This window comes from Solirubrobacter pauli (assembly GCF_003633755.1).
GTDB lineage: Bacteria > Actinomycetota > Thermoleophilia > Solirubrobacterales > Solirubrobacteraceae > Solirubrobacter > Solirubrobacter pauli.
The window spans coordinates 285,367-299,307 of record NZ_RBIL01000003.1 but is presented as its reverse complement, the minus strand read 5'-3'; the positions used below and the strand labels follow the sequence as shown (position 1 = coordinate 299,307).

Sequence of the window (13,941 nt, the reverse complement as noted above, 5' to 3'; positions counted from 1 at the left end):
AACTCGTTGTTGATGATGTTGACGCCGACGCCGCCCTGGATGCCGTCGGAGTCGCCGCCCTTGAGCAGCGAGTTCTGGATCGTCACGCCCGAGTGCGTCTGGCTGTTGTACGGCAAGGCGATCCGCGCCGGGCTGGCGTACTGGCCGCCCGCGTTGATGTTGATGTGGGTGTTGTGGTCGAGCAGGACGTTGCTGTTGGCGAGCCCGTCCAGGCGGATCACGCCGGTGAACTCGCTGTTGCGGATCGTGATGTTCTTGGTGCTGTTGAGCACCTCGGCGCCGGTGATCGTCAAGCCGTCGATCACGATGTTGTTGGCGCCGTTGAAGCTCAGCGCGATGCTCGCCGACGCGCCGGCGGCCTCGGTGATCGTGACCGGGCCGCTCTTCGCGGAGCCCTTGAACGTGCCGTAGCTGCCGGAGGCCAGGCAGATCGTCTGACCGGCGGTGGCGGCCGAGAACACGCTCGCGAACGTGGACGTGGTCGCGCTGCGATCACACGTCGACGGCGTGGGCGTGGGCGTCGGGGTCGTCGTCGGGATGGGCGTGGCCGTGGGTGTCGGGGACGGCGTCGAGGTCGGGGTCGGCGACGGCGTCGAGGTCGGGGTGGGCGACGGCGTCGTGGTCGGCGTCGGCGTGGGCGTGGAGGTCGGCGCCGCCTGCACGCTGATCGCCTTCGTCGTGCCGACCGCGCGGTTGAGCGCGTCCGTCACCGTCAGCCGGACGTACTTGGAGCCCGGGTTGGCGAACGTGAAGCTCACGCTCGCGCCGGAGCCGAGCGGCCAGGCGCCGAGGCCGTCCGCGCCGACGTCCTGCCACTCGTACGAGCAGGGGGCCGCGGCGCACGTGCCGCTCGCCGAGAAGCGCGTGGCCGAGCCGGCGACCGGGGCGGTCGGGGCGACGGTGAACGCGGCGGTCGGAGCGTCCGGCGCGGGCGTGGGCGTCGGGGCCGGCGGAGTGGGGGTCGGCGTCGGCGTCGGCGGTGCCGGCGTGGGCGTCGCGGTCGGCACCGGGGGCGCGGGCGTGGGCGTCGCGGTCGGCACCGGGGGCGCGGCCGTCGGCGTCGGCGTCGGCGTGGACGTCGGCGGTCGGGTGGCGCTGAAGGTCACGTCGACCCAGTAGTTGAGGTTCTCGTAGGTCTTGCTCGGGAACGCCGCCTTGGAGCTGTACGTGTACCGGCTGCCCGTGGCCGTCAGCGGCGAGCTGACCTTCGGGGCGTCGAAGTAGCGCGAATCGGCCGCGTAGCGCCCGTTGCTGGCGTGGTAGCTCGCGACGTACGTCTTGTCGGCGCCGATCGCGACCGGCGACGAGAAGCTCGCCTGCTGCCAGCCCGAGGCCGTCTCGCCCGTGAACGTCAGGGTCGCGAGCTTCGTGCCGGTGGAGCTCCAGAGCGCGCCGGTGTGGGTGCCGGTGTTCTTGGCGCCCTTGTAGAACCGGAGCCCGGTGATGTAGCCGGCCTGCGACGACTTGAAGCGGACGCCGACTTCGATGGAGTCTGGATCAGTCGCCTGCGGGACGCTCGGCACGGTCGTGCCGAAGATCGTGCCGGCCACCGTGGCGGACTTCGTCGCCCGGGTCGACTTCTTCTTGCCGGAGGCGGCATCCGCCGGGCCTGCGGCCACGACCGCAATCGCCGCTCCGAGGAACGCGACGGTGGAAGCCTCCTTGAGCCAGGCGAACGGCAGGCAGCGACCATTGAAGCGCCCTTGGAGGGCACTGCGACCAATCAACATCGACCAACTCCTTAGTGGGGGAGCACCCCACGCCGACGCGGGTCGAAGGAGTCCGACCGTGCGGCGACGTTGGCCGCAACCTGGGCCATCGGGGGGCGTTTGTCAGTTCATCGGCGGCCGCCCGAACAAGCCTTAGTGGGGTCTTCGCCCTAACTCATGTCAGCGCACGGACCTCGACTGCTCGTCGCGACCACGTCACGTCCCGGACCGGCTGTTCCCTGCAACCGCGGGACGCGCGACATGAAGTGCCCCTGCTGCCGACGCGCCAAACCACCGGCATCGACCCGTTAACGCAGCGCGCCCCGGAGGCCGGGGCGCGAGCAGACAAGCCGAAAACCGGCGTGCTAGGACAGCTTGGACTCCACGAACTCCGTGAGGCTCGTGAGCGTCTCGAACACCTCGGCGCTGACGTCCTCGCCGTCGACCGCGATCCCGAAGCGCGTCTCGAGCGCGTACACGAGCTCGAGCACCGCCATCGAGTCCAGCTCCGGCAGCGAGCCGAGCAACGGAGTCGACGGGCCGATGGCGTCGGCGCGATCCTCCACGTTGAGGGTCTCGACCACGACGGCCTTGACGTCGTCGATGATGGCGGCGGTGTTCACGAGCGGATCTCCGTAGTCATACGAGCACCTCGGCGGGTGCGGGGTGGCTGAGAAAGGCGGTCGGGCTCGCGGTCAGGCCGTAGGCCCCGGCCTGGTGCACGACGACGAGGTCGCCGATGTCGGCCTCGGGCAGCAGCGCCTTGTCCGCGAGCAGGTCCAGCGGCGTGCACAGGCAGCCGACGACGCTGACCGTCTCGGACGGCTCGGCGCCGGCGCGCGTCCCGATCGACACCGGGTAGTTGCGCCGGATGACCTGGCCGAAGTTGCCCGAGGCGGCGAGCTGGTGGTGCATGCCGCCGTCGACGACGAGGAACGTCTGCCCGCGGGACTGCTTGCGGTCGACCACGCGCGTCACGTAGTGGCCGGCCTCGCCGACGATGTAGCGGCCGAGCTCGGTCACCACGCGGGTCTCGTCACCCAGCGCCGGGCGGACCAGCGTCGACAGCAGCTCGTGCAGGTTCGCGCCGATGGCGTCGAGGTCGAGCGGCTCGTCCTTGTCGAAGTAGGGGATGCCGAAGCCGCCGCCGATGTTCAGGTAGCGCACCGGGTCCGGCGCCTCGGCGGCCAGCGCGAGGGCGAGCTCCACCGTCTTGCGCTGCGCCTCGCAGAGGATCTCGGCGCTGAGGTTCTGCGACCCCGCGAAGATGTGGAACCCGCGGAACTCGATGTCGGTGGCCGCGATCTCCCGGAGCAGGTCGGGGACGACCTCGGCGTCGACGCCGAACTGCTGCGGGCCGCCGCCCATCCGCATCCCGGAGCCCTTGACCCGGAAGTCGGGGTTCACCCGCACCGCGGCGCGTGGGCGGATGCCGAGCTCCTCGCCCGCCTGGGCCACACGACGGGCCTCGGTCTCGGACTCCATCTCGATCGTCACGTTGGCGGCCACCGCACGCCGGATCTCGGCCGGCGTCTTGCCCGGCCCGGCGAAGCTGATGCGGCTGCCGTCGAGCGGCGTGTCGAGCGCGACCCGCATCTCGTCCGCGGACGCGACGTCGAGCGAGTCGACGAGGCCCGCCAGGTGCTGGACGACGGCCGGCATCGGGTTGGCCTTCACCGCGTAGCTGAGCTGCAGGTCACGCGGCAGCGTGCGCCGCAGCAGCGCGACGCGCTCGGTGAGCGCCGCCCGGTCGTAGGCGAAGAACGGCGTCGAGCCGACGCGCTCGGCCAGGACGTCGAGCGGGACGCCGCCGATCTCGGCGACGGCGCGAGTGGTGGTCGTCTCGGTCATGCGCTTGCGAGCTCCTGACGCAGCAGATTGCGGTCGAACTTGTTGTTGGGCGAGCGCGGAAGGCTCGGTCGCACGAGCACGCTCTTCGGAACCATGTAGGTCGGGAGCTTGGCCTTCAGCGCGGCGAGCAGCGTCTCGGGAAGCAGCTCCGAGCCGTCGGCCGGGCTGACCGCGAGCACGATCCGCTGGCCGAGCCGGTCGTCGTCGAACCCGAGGGCGACGGCGTCGCCGACGAGCCCGGTGGCGTAGGCGACCTCCTCGATCTCCGTCGGGCTCACGCGGTAGCCGGAGGTCTTGATCATCTCGTCCTTGCGGCTGACGAAGTAGAGGAAGCCCTCCTCGTCGCGCCGGACCAGGTCGCCCGAGAAGACCGCGAGCTCGGGGTTGACGATCCCCGGGGCGCGGTTGGGCGCGGGCTTGAAGCGCTCGGCCGTCTTCTCCGGGTCGTTCCAGTAGCCGAGCGACACGAGCGCGCCGCGATGGACGAGCTCGCCCTCCTCGCCGGCGTCGCAGATGGAGCCGTCCTCGCGGACGACGAGGACCTCGGCGTTCGGGATCGCCTTGCCGATCGAGTCGGGACGACGGTCGACCTCGGCCGGGTCGAGGTACGTGGAGCGGAAGGCCTCCGTGAGGCCGTACATCAGGAACGGCTTGGCCTGCGGGAAGATGGCGCGGAGCTTGTCCAGCGTCGCGCGGGGCATCCGGCCGCCGGTGTTGGCGAAATAGCGCAGGCTCGCGGTGGCCTCGTCAGGCCACTGCTGCTCGGTGAGCTGGATGAACAGCGGCGGGACGCACGTGAGGCCGGTGACCTGGTGACGCGCGCACAGGCGCACGACGTCCTTGGGCAGCAGGTAGTTGAGCAGCACGACGTGCGCGCCGACGGTGAAGGCGGTGGTGAGCTGGCTGAAGCCGGCGTCGAAGCTCAGCGGCAACGCGGCGAGGATCACGTCCTGCTCGTCGTTCGCCAGGTACTGGCTGACGCTCGCGCCGCCGACCACCAGGTTGCGGTGCGAGAGCACGACGCCCTTGGGCTTGCCGGTGCTGCCGGAGGTGTAGAAGATCGCCGCCATGTCGACGTCCACGACGCCGTGGTCGACGGGCTCCGCGTCGCTGAGGAACGCGTCCCACGTCACCGCGCCGGACGCCTCGCCGTCGAGCACGACGACGTGCTCGAGCGCTTCGCACCCGGCGAGGTCATCGCGCAGCAGCTCGTAGCGCGGCGCGGTGGTGATCAGCACCCGGACGTCGCAGTCGTCGAGGATGTACGCGACCTGCGGGCCCTTCAGCAGCGGGTTGATCGGCACGAACACCGCGCCGCCGGCCGAGGCGCCGAAGATCGACTCGACCGTCTCGATGCGCTTGTCCAGCAGCAGCCCGATCCGCTCACCCCGTGCGAGGCCGAGCGCGTTGAGCCCGGCGCCGACGGCCTTGGCGCCGGCCCAGAGCTGGGCGTAGCTCGCCGTCTGGTCCTTGAACGTCAGCGCGGGCGCCTCGGGGCGGCGGGCCGCCATGTGCTCGACGATCTCGTGCAGTTGTGTGCGCATCGTTTCCTCTGGTCCGCCGCGCCTCACCAGGCGACGCAGACCAACTCGCTGTAGAAGTAGTCGATCTGGTGGGCGGCCACGCGGTCGCTCTTGAACATCTTCGGCCGCGGGGCGCCCAGCTCGAACGACAGCCGCGGCGGCTGCGCGATCCGGTGCTCGGCCAACGTCACCGCGACGCCGTGGCGCAGGAGCAGGTGGCGGGACAGCCGCCCGGCCATGCGCCGCAGCACCTCGGGGTGGCTCACATGCAGCAGCGACGCGAACAGCGGCAGGTTCTTGCGGCGATCGCGGCGGAACACGACGTAGCACCACTCGTCGCCGTCGATCAGGACCAGGTGCCGGGCGGCCGCGGCGCGGGCGTGATCGCGGTAGAGCGCGAGCTGCTCGCCGTCGAGCGTGCGCTCGATCACGGCGGGATCGGCGCTCACCCGGCGACGGCCCGGGACGGACGGCCACGGCAGGTTCGGGATCGCCGAGGCGCGCGTGTCCAGCGCCTCGAACCCGAGCCGCTCGTTGAGCTTGATGACGTTGCCGCTGGGCGAGAGGTCCGTGAAGTGGTAGCCCTCCTGCGCGAGCAGCGCCTTCAACAGCCGCAGGCTGTGGAACCGGTGCTCCTCGAGCACGCACCACGCGGCCAGGTTGCAGAAGCGCTCGGTCTGCCCGGCGATCGTCCGCTCGGAGTAGAACGCCAGGTGCGCGCCGACGATCTGGTCGTCGTCGGCGACGAGCATGAAGCCGGCGTTCGGCTGCTCGGACGGCCACGGCACGCGGATGAAGCCCGCCCACTGCTCGGCGCTCACCCGGGCGTTGAGGTGCTCGTGCAGGAACGCGCCGACGCGGAGCGCGTCAGCGGGCAGGATCGGCTGGAGCTTCACCGCCATCGCTTCGCCGCCAGCTCGGCGCGCCGGCGCAGGGACGGCGCGGAGGGGTCCATCAGCGACCGGACGTCGCCGGCCTCGGTGATGCTGGTCCGGGCCTGAAGCCACTCGCCCGGAGCGGCGCTGCCACGGTCGCTGGTGTAGACGCGTGCGTAGCCGGCGCGCTTGAGCGCTTTGAGGACGCGGCGGTCGTAGGAGCCGAACGGGCACGCTGCCTCGGTGATCGGCTGCCCGAGCGCGTCCTCGAGGACCGCCTTGGCCGTGACGACCTCCTCCTGGAGGTCCGCCTCGCGCCACGGCCGGTGATGCATGCCGTGGCTGCCGATCCGCATGCCCGCCGCGGCGAGGGCACGCAGGTCCTCCGCGGTCAGGAACGCGTCGCTGCCCAGGCGGCCGGCGACGACGAAGAACGTGGCCGTCATCCCGCGCTCCAGCAGGGCCGGGAGCGCGATCTCGACGTCTGAGCGGTTGCCGTCGTCGAAGGTGATGCGGACGTCGGACCGGCCCTTGACGGCGTCGAGCACCGACCGGAAGCGCTCGGTGCTGACCCAGACGGTACCCTCGCCGGGCTCTAGGAAACGCTCCTGCGGGCCGATGCCGTGAAACGTGAAGTTGATTGACCGAGATGACACGCTTCTCCATCAACGCGGCCAACGGCGTCGCTCTTGCACGCGTCTTGGAGTTCTCACGAGCCCGCTTCAGAAGAACCCGCGTCGGCGCGGCGTTCATTCCTAGACCAATGATCGAACGGCCCGGAACTCCCTGATGGACACCGTCACCATTCTTCGCCAGCTCTGGCGCTCGCGCCTCCTCGTGGCGGTCGTCCTCCTGATCTCGGTGTTCGCCGGCCTGGCGATCTCCTACAAGATCCCGTCGATGGAGAGCCGCAAGTACGTGGTCGGCGTGGCCGGCGCGCGTCTGCTCGTCGACACGCCCGCCTCGCAGGTCGTCGACGTCGCGCCGAAGGGCTCCGACGTCCTCGGCGCGCGCGCCTCGCTGCTGGCCAACCTGATGGTCGACGGCGAGATCAAGGCGGCGATCGCCCGCAAGGCCGGCCTCAAGACCGAGCAGCTCCGCGGCGTCAGCGACGGCGGCCAGGTGGTCGGGACCGAGGCGCCGACGGACCCGCGCGGGTACGAGCTCGCCACCAAGGTCCTCGCCACGACCAGCGGCGACTCGCTGCCGATCATCGAGGTCACCGCGCAGGCGCCGACGGCGGCCGGTGCGGAGAAGCTCGTCAACGCGGCCCTCACGGGGCTGCGCGAGTACCTGGACTCGAAGGCGGCCACGGAGCGCGTCGCCGACGCGCAGCGCCTGAAGGTCAGCGGCCTCGGCGTCGCCGAGGGGCGGATGGTCACGCGCGGTCCGCGCCTGCTGTTCAGCATCGCCGCCAGCCTCTTCCTGTTCCTGCTGGGCTGCGGCGTGATCGTCGCCGGCTCGTCGGTGGTCCGTGGCCTGCGCGCCGCCGACCACGCTCCCGAGCCGGGCTCGGGCGACGACGCGGCGGGGGTTCCGGCACCTGCGCCTACGCCTGCTCCGCCCACGGCTCCGGCTCCGGTCACGCACCGGCCGGTGCCCGTGGAGACGTGGGCTCCCGACGCCATGCTCGTCCCGACGCGGGCCCAGAACGGCTCCGCCTCCGTGAACGACGAGCCCGACGAGGCGGACGACGAGGCGCCCAAGCCGGCGCCCGCCCGCAAGTCGTCGAGCGCGTGGTGGGGCGGCGGCCCCCGCGACGCGTCCTGAAGCGCTTGCCCGGCGTGGACGTCTCGGCGACCGCTCGTGCTCTGCGGGTTCCGCGCGCCGCCGTGCCGGCGGTGCTGCGCGTCGCCGGCCTGCCCGTGCCGCGGACGGTCCGCTGGCTGCTGATGACCGCGTGCGGGCTCGAGCTCGAGACGCGGGCGATCGCGCCCGGGTCGCGCTTCTTCGGCCGTGGGGTGCGGATCGGGCGCGGCAGCTTCGTCAACACGGGCTGCCTGTTCGACTCCTGGGCGCCGGTCACGATCGGCGCCAACTGCGCGGTCGGCCCGGGCGTGATGTTCATCACCTCGACCCACCGGCTCGGACCGCACGAGCAGCGCGCGCTCGACATCGAGGCCGCGCCGATCGTGATCGGCGACGGCTGCTGGATCGGCGCCGGCGCGATCATCCTCCCGGGCGTGACCGTCGGCGCGGGTGCGGTCATCGCGGCCGGGGCGGTCGTCACCGGCGACTGCGAGCCCGACCGCCTCTACGGCGGCGTCCCGGCGCGGCCGTTGCGCACGCTCGGCGACTGAGGACCCGGTCCCTTAACGGCAGAAGCCGCCTCCGGCGAACCGGGGCGGCTTCGTGCCCGTAGCGGATGCTGCGGGGGATCAGGCGGTGGCGCGAACGGGCTCGATCGACACCGGGATGCCGCCGTTGCGCAGCGACTCCTCGGCCGCCTCGACCGCGGCGACGATCTCGTAGCCGAGCTCGGCGTGCGAGCGCGGGCGCGAGCCGGTCCGCACCGCGTTGACGAAGTCCTCGAGCTCCAGGCTCAGCGGCTCGGCGGCCCCGATGCGCGGGATGATGATGTCGCCGCTGCGGTAGCTGAGCTGGTGCTCGCCGAAGTTCGTCGGCGTCTTGAAGTCCATGCCGCGGTCGTAGACGCGCACGGCCTCGTCGTTGGCCGTGTCGTCGTACTGCACCATCTGCTGGCTGCCGACGACGACCATCTCGCGGACCTTGCGCGGCGAGAGCCAGGAGAGCTGGATGTTCGCCATCGCGCCCGAGGCGAACGTGGCCGTCAGGAACGCGGCCTCCGGGACGCCGTCCTGGAACACGCTGCGGGCCGAGGCGCTGACCGAGACGATCGGCTCCTCGAGCAGGTACAGGAGGATCGAGAGGTCGTGCGGCGCCAGGTCGCAGACGACGCCGTCGGGCTGGTACTTGCCCAGGTTCAGGCGCGAGGAGGTGACGAAGTAGATCTCGCCCAGGGCGCCGGCGTCGACCAGCTGCTTGACCTTGTTCACCGGCGGGCTGTAGAGGAACGTGTGGCCAGGCATGAGCACCCGGCCGTTGGCCTCGGCGATCTCGATCAGGTCACGCGCCTCGGCGGCCGTCTTGGCCAGCGGCTTCTCGACGAGCACGTGCTTGCCGCCCCGCAGGGCCTGCGAGACGACCGCGTGGTGGGTCCGCGGCGGCGTCGCGACGAGCACGGCGTCGATCTCCGGGTTCGCGACGACCTCCGCGAGGTCGGAGTAGACCGGGGCACCCGGGACCTTGGCGGAGAAGGCGGCGGCGCGCTCGGCATCCATCTCGCAGAGCCCGGCGAACTCCATGTCCGGGCGCTCGATGACGTTGCGGACCAGGTTCGGACCCCAGTAGCCGTAGCCGACGACCGCGGTGCGCAGCGGGGTCTTGTCCGTCGTGAACATGTGGTGGGCCATCCGTGCCTACTCCTGGGAATCGAAGGACTCGACCGCCGCGATCACGCGGGCGACCTCGTCATCGGACATGGTCGGGAACAGCGGCAACGTCAGGATCTGCTCCGCCAGCGCCTCGGCGTTCGGCAGCGAGCCCTTGGGCTCCGGGCCGTACGCCTCGGTGAGGTGGATCGGGAACGGGTAGTGGACCGCGCTCGAGACGCCGTGCTGCTCGAGGTGCGCGCGCAGCGCGTCGCGCTGCTGGGAGCGCACGATGAACAGGTGGTAGACGTGGTCGGCGCCCTCGAAGGCGGGCGACGGGAGCTCGACGCTCGTGCCCTCCAGGCCCGCGCGGAGCGCGGCACCGAGGCGGCGGCGGTCGGCGTTGCGGTCGTCGAGGCGGCGCAGCTTCACGCGCAGGATCGCGGCCTGCAGCGCGTCCAGGCGCGCGGTCGTGCCGACCATCCGGTGGTGGTAGCGCGGGCTCTCGCCGTGCGAGCGCAGGAGGCGGACGCGGGCCGCGAGCTCCTCGTCGTCCGTGGCGATCGCGCCGCCGTCGCCCCATCCACCGAGGTTCTTGGTGGGGTAGAAGGAGAAGCAGCCGATGTCGCCGATCGAGCCGACGCGGCGGCCGCGGTGGTCGGCGCCGTGCGCCTGCGCGGTGTCCTCGATCACGCGCAGCCCGGCCTCGCGGGCCAGGTCCATGATCGGGTCCAGGTCGACGGTCGAGCCCATCAGGTGGACGGGGATGACCGCGCGCGTCCGCGGGGTGATGGCGGCGGCGACCTGCTCGGCGGTGAGCAGGTGCGTCGACGGGTCGACGTCGACCAGCTTCGCCGTGGCGCCGACCCAGCTCACGGCCTCGGCCGTCGCGATGAAGGAGTTCGTCGGCACGATGACCTCGTCACCGGCGCCGATCTCGAGCGCGCGCAGCGCCAGCGAGATCGCCTCGGTGCCCGAGGAGACGCCGACGGAGTGCGCGGACCCGCAGTAGGTCGCGAACTCGTCCTCGAAGCCCTCGAGCTCGGCACCCATCGTGAACGCGCCCTTGCGGGCGACGCCTTCGACGACTTCGAGCAGTTCGTCCAGTAGCGCAGGATCAGCCTGGTCGAGGCGCGTGACTGGAATCGGATTGGAAACGGCGCTGCCGGAGGTCACGCTGCCACCTTCTGGTTGATCGTGGGTCCACATTCCATGTCGGCCAGAACCGACTTCAGTGCGCCACGGCCGCGGTGATGCAGGCCGTGGATGGAGGGCTCGGAGCGGCCGAGGCGGCCGGCGATCTCGCCCGGGCTCAGGCCGACGAGGTGCCGCATGACGACGACCTGGCGCTGATCCTCCGGCAGCGTCTGGAGCGCCTGCCGCAGGTCGAGCGACAGGTGACGCGACGACTCGTCGTCCCCGTGATGGGGCTCGAGCTCGCGCACCTCCTCGCAGGGGATGGCGCGGCGCTGACGCATGTGGTCGACCGCGACGTTGCGGGCGACGCGCAGGATCCACGCCGAGAACGGGACCTCGCGGGGCTCGTACTTCTGCAGCTTGGTCAGCAGCTTCGAGAAGAGGTGCTGCGTGACGTCCTCGGCCTCGAACTCGTCACGGACGATGCTCGTGACGTAGCCGTAGACGTGGTCCGCGTAGTGCACGTACAGGTACCGGAGCGCTTCCCGGTCGCCCTGCTTGGCGCGGGCCACCGCCGCGAGCACCGCGCGGTTGCTGGCCTCGTCGTCGACGAGCCGTGCCGTCCTGCGGAACTTGCCCGTGAGCACGCCGGACTGCGCGCGCTCTGCGGGGTGGATGTAAGTGATCGATGACATCGTGTCTCCTGCCTGTCGTCCATGCGACGGCCGCGCAGCGGGGATCTGGCGGCCGTACAGGAGCCGGCTGGTCGGGCCGGCGGAGCGCTCTGTCCCGGGAGGGGGCCGGGTCCGCGCTCACTTGGTTGGCGACACGAAGTCTGGTTTTCGGAGGAGGCCGCGAGAAGGGGAACCTTGTCTGCTTCTCGCGGGAAACTTTCACCCCGGCGCAGGTGAGGACCCGGGGGGTGTGGAGGAGGTATCCCCCACACGTGGGGTAGGCCCTTGACCTCTTTGGCACTAAAGAGGGCTGGTAGCTCACTAACGACCGGGAGCTAGCCGTACTTGCACCCCCAAAGGCGGAAGAACGGATGAGCCTGAGGGGGTGAAGGGGGGCTAGAGCGATTCGTAGATCGCCGCGCCGGTCGGCGTCACCAGACGCGTCGTGCGGACGTGCCGCAGGAGCCGGAACCGTCCCGTAGCCATCAACGCCTCGTGCTCCACCGGATTCACGTAGATGATCGTGACTTTGCGCGGCACCCGGTCCAGCGACTCGATGATGTTGTCGAGCACGCGCATGAACGTCTCGCCCGTGAACGGGTTGAACAGGTACGCGTAGGTCATGTCGTCGGGAACCGGGAACTGGGTGGCGTCGGCCGCCTCGATCCGGACGTCGTCGCACCGGAGCCGGCCGCCGCGTTGCACGACGAGGGCGCGGGCCACGTCGACGAGCTCCTCGGAGAGCTCGACGCCGATCACCGTCTTGAAGCGGTAGCGCTGCGCGGCGTCCAGGACGATGCGTCCCTTCCCGCAGCCGAACTCGACGAACGTGTCCTCCGGCCCGACGGCCGACTGGGGGAGCAGCCAGCGGAGGATCCACCAGGCCGACGGGATGTAGGCCTGACGCTCGGGATGCTCCAGCCCGAGGTCCTGCAGCGAGGCGCGGACGCTGGTCTCATCGCTGCCTCCCGCGAATATGCGCGGAATTACCGTTGTGCGAAGGGTTCGAACGCTCACCGGCCGACACTACCGGCTTCCTCGAACGGTGAAGAGAGGAAATTCGAGTGAGATGCTCAGACGTCGCGGGCGCTCGCGCGCCTCGACGCCGCGGCGGGCACACCCGCGACCGTGGCCCCGGCCGGGACGTCCTTCGTGACCACCGCGCCGGCACCCACGAGCGCGCCCGCGCCGATCGTCACGCCGCCGAGGATCACGGCGCCGGAGCCGAGGCTCGCGCCGTCCTCGATGCGGGTCTCCAGCAGCTCCCAGTCGTCCTCGGTCTGGAGCGCGCCGCCCTCGGCGGTCGCGCGCGGGACCTTGTCGTTGACGAACATCACGCCGTGGCCGACGAACACGCGGTCGCCGATCGAGATGCCGTCGCAGATGAAGGTGTGGCTCTGGATCTTGCAGTCGGCGCCGATGCGGGCGCCGCGCTGGATCTCCACGAAGGTGCCGATGCGGGTCCGGTCGCCGATCGAGCAGCCGTACAGGTTGGTGAACGAGTACACGACGACGTCGGCGCCGAAGTCGACGTCGTTGAGGATCCGGTACGGCGCGTCGTTGCTCGGGGCGTCGGGCATGCGCCCCATCCTACGTTCAGAGGGCGTGGCTCTCGCCGGCCGCGCCGAGGTGCAGCTGCAGGGCCGCACGCAGGCGGTCGATCTGCTCGTCCTGCACGGCGCGGACGTCGCGGAACATGCGCGCGGTGTCGTCGTGCCCGTCCTGGGTCGCCTCGAACTCGAACACGCGATAGCGCGAGCGCAGCTCCAGGTTGAGCGTCAGCGCGCGCAGCAGGTTCTGCAGCGTCTGGTCGAGCCCGCCGTCGTCGCGCAGCTCGCGCAGACTGTGGCTGGTGCTCCGGCTGACGCTCATCGACACAGCGTGGCGCACCGGGAAGCGACGTGAAAGGTGGTCTTCCCCTGGCGCAGCGGGCACTTCTTTCCGCCCCTGATGGGGGCAGGAATGCCCCGCTAAACGGATATTCGACTACCCCGAGGTAGAAAATTCCCCCACGGCCGCCGATTACATACGTACCATTCGGCAGGCACGAGGCACCCGGAGGACTCCCCAAGTGATTGACAAGGACGACAACACAGACGAGGCAGTGCTGCGGACGATCGTCGCGGACGACGATCCACTGGTGCGCCGCCTGATCCGGGACACGCTCCAACGCGCGGACGTGACCGTGATCGCCGAGGCCTCGACGGGCCGGGAGGCGGTGGAGCTCGCGCTCTTCTACCGCCCCGACGTCGTCGTGATGGACTACATGATGCCCGAGATGGACGGCATCGAGGCCACGCGCCGGATCTACGAGGCCGACCCGTCGGTCAAGGTCGTGCTCCTGACGGGCGCGGGCGACGAGGAGCTGGGCCTGCGCGGCCTGCGCGCCGGCGCCTCGGGCTACCTGTCCAAGGAGGTCGAGCTGGACGCGCTCCCGCGCGCGCTGCGTGGCGCGCTCGAGGGCGAGGCCGCGATCTCGCGCCAGCTCGCCATGAAGCTCATCGAGCGCTACCGCGCCGCGCCGACCGGCGGTGCCGGCCTGCGCCCGGTCCGCTCGCGGCTGACCGATCGCGAGTGGGAGGTCCTGGACCTGCTCTCCACCGGCGCGACGACCGACCAGATCGCCAAGAACCTCGTGTTGTCGAGCGAGACCGTGCGCTCGCACCTGAAGAACCTGTACCGCAAGCTCGAGGTCAACTCGCGCGAAGAAGCGGTGCTCGCGGCCTCCAAGCTGCGCTCTCTGAGCGGCCTGCCCGCTTAGCTGCACGCTTTGCTCCGTC

General features: G+C 70.9%; 15 protein-coding genes. 3 read left to right on the top strand and 12 right to left on the bottom strand.

Features of this window, described 5'->3' with window-relative positions:
- From C8N24_RS33495 to C8N24_RS33120, 6 genes are all read right to left on the bottom strand, one after another.
- Nucleotides 1–1,730, bottom strand: a 1,730-nt coding sequence (locus C8N24_RS33495) for a DUF4082 domain-containing protein (protein WP_147448120.1), incomplete at its 3' end; no start/stop codon positions are given.
- 344 nt (nucleotides 1,731–2,074) lie between these two features.
- The gene (locus tag C8N24_RS33140; RefSeq protein WP_121258689.1) at nucleotides 2,075–2,332 is read right to left on the bottom strand and encodes an acyl carrier protein; all 258 of its coding nucleotides are present in this window, start codon (nucleotides 2,330–2,332) and stop codon (nucleotides 2,075–2,077) included.
- A gap of 16 nt (nucleotides 2,333–2,348) precedes the next feature.
- Entirely contained in the window at nucleotides 2,349–3,560 is a 1,212-nt protein-coding gene (locus tag C8N24_RS33135; protein WP_121258687.1) for a pyridoxal-dependent decarboxylase, exosortase A system-associated, read from the bottom strand.
- Entirely contained in the window at nucleotides 3,557–5,104 is a 1,548-nt protein-coding gene (locus C8N24_RS33130; protein WP_121258685.1) for an acyl-CoA ligase (AMP-forming), exosortase A system-associated, read from the bottom strand. Before C8N24_RS33130 ends, C8N24_RS33135 begins: the two co-directional genes overlap by 4 nt.
- A gap of 23 nt (nucleotides 5,105–5,127) precedes the next feature.
- On the bottom strand, nucleotides 5,128–5,985 hold the full coding sequence (locus C8N24_RS33125; protein WP_342794867.1) for a hypothetical protein: 858 nt from the start codon (nucleotides 5,983–5,985) through the stop codon (nucleotides 5,128–5,130).
- The gene (locus tag C8N24_RS33120) at nucleotides 5,976–6,614 is read right to left on the bottom strand and encodes a polysaccharide deacetylase family protein (RefSeq protein ID WP_121258683.1); all 639 of its coding nucleotides are present in this window, start codon (nucleotides 6,612–6,614) and stop codon (nucleotides 5,976–5,978) included. The genes C8N24_RS33125 and C8N24_RS33120 overlap by 10 nt, the downstream gene beginning before the upstream one ends.
- 133 nt (nucleotides 6,615–6,747) lie before the next feature.
- On the opposite strand from C8N24_RS33120, the gene C8N24_RS33115 reads away from it, so the two are divergent.
- Both C8N24_RS33115 and C8N24_RS33110 read left to right on the top strand, forming a co-directional pair.
- A complete protein-coding gene (locus C8N24_RS33115) occupies nucleotides 6,748–7,728 on the top strand; it encodes a YveK family protein (protein ID WP_121258681.1) in 981 nt (326 codons plus the stop codon).
- A gap of 14 nt (nucleotides 7,729–7,742) precedes the next feature.
- Nucleotides 7,743–8,258, top strand: a complete 516-nt coding sequence (locus tag C8N24_RS33110; protein ID WP_245972060.1) for an acyltransferase — start codon at nucleotides 7,743–7,745, stop codon at nucleotides 8,256–8,258.
- A gap of 78 nt (nucleotides 8,259–8,336) precedes the next feature.
- On the opposite strand, the gene C8N24_RS33105 is transcribed toward C8N24_RS33110, so the two are convergent.
- The 6 genes from C8N24_RS33105 to C8N24_RS33080 all read right to left on the bottom strand — a co-directional run bounded on the left by C8N24_RS33105 (nucleotide 8,337) and on the right by C8N24_RS33080 (nucleotide 13,033).
- Complete coding sequence (locus C8N24_RS33105; protein WP_170179595.1) at nucleotides 8,337–9,380, bottom strand: Gfo/Idh/MocA family protein; 1,044 nt, start codon at nucleotides 9,378–9,380, stop codon at nucleotides 8,337–8,339.
- 18 nt (nucleotides 9,381–9,398) lie between these two features.
- Complete coding sequence (locus C8N24_RS33100) at nucleotides 9,399–10,526, bottom strand: DegT/DnrJ/EryC1/StrS family aminotransferase (RefSeq protein WP_211340259.1); 1,128 nt, start codon at nucleotides 10,524–10,526, stop codon at nucleotides 9,399–9,401.
- Entirely contained in the window at nucleotides 10,523–11,182 is a 660-nt protein-coding gene (locus tag C8N24_RS33095) for an RNA polymerase sigma factor (RefSeq protein WP_121258675.1), read from the bottom strand. The genes C8N24_RS33100 and C8N24_RS33095 overlap by 4 nt, the downstream gene beginning before the upstream one ends.
- Before the next feature lie 375 nt (nucleotides 11,183–11,557).
- Nucleotides 11,558–12,178, bottom strand: a complete 621-nt coding sequence (locus tag C8N24_RS33090) for an SAM-dependent methyltransferase (RefSeq protein WP_121258673.1) — start codon at nucleotides 12,176–12,178, stop codon at nucleotides 11,558–11,560.
- 56 nt (nucleotides 12,179–12,234) lie between these two features.
- Nucleotides 12,235–12,741, bottom strand: coding sequence for an acyltransferase (locus tag C8N24_RS35505; RefSeq protein ID WP_121258671.1), 507 nt, complete (start codon nucleotides 12,739–12,741; stop codon nucleotides 12,235–12,237).
- Between the two features lie 16 nt (nucleotides 12,742–12,757).
- Entirely contained in the window at nucleotides 12,758–13,033 is a 276-nt protein-coding gene (locus C8N24_RS33080; protein ID WP_147448118.1) for a hypothetical protein, read from the bottom strand.
- A gap of 199 nt (nucleotides 13,034–13,232) precedes the next feature.
- On the opposite strand from C8N24_RS33080, the gene C8N24_RS33075 reads away from it, so the two are divergent.
- Nucleotides 13,233–13,922, top strand: coding sequence for a response regulator transcription factor (locus C8N24_RS33075; protein WP_121258667.1), 690 nt, complete (start codon nucleotides 13,233–13,235; stop codon nucleotides 13,920–13,922).
- The last annotated feature ends 19 nt before the right edge of the window (nucleotides 13,923–13,941 follow it).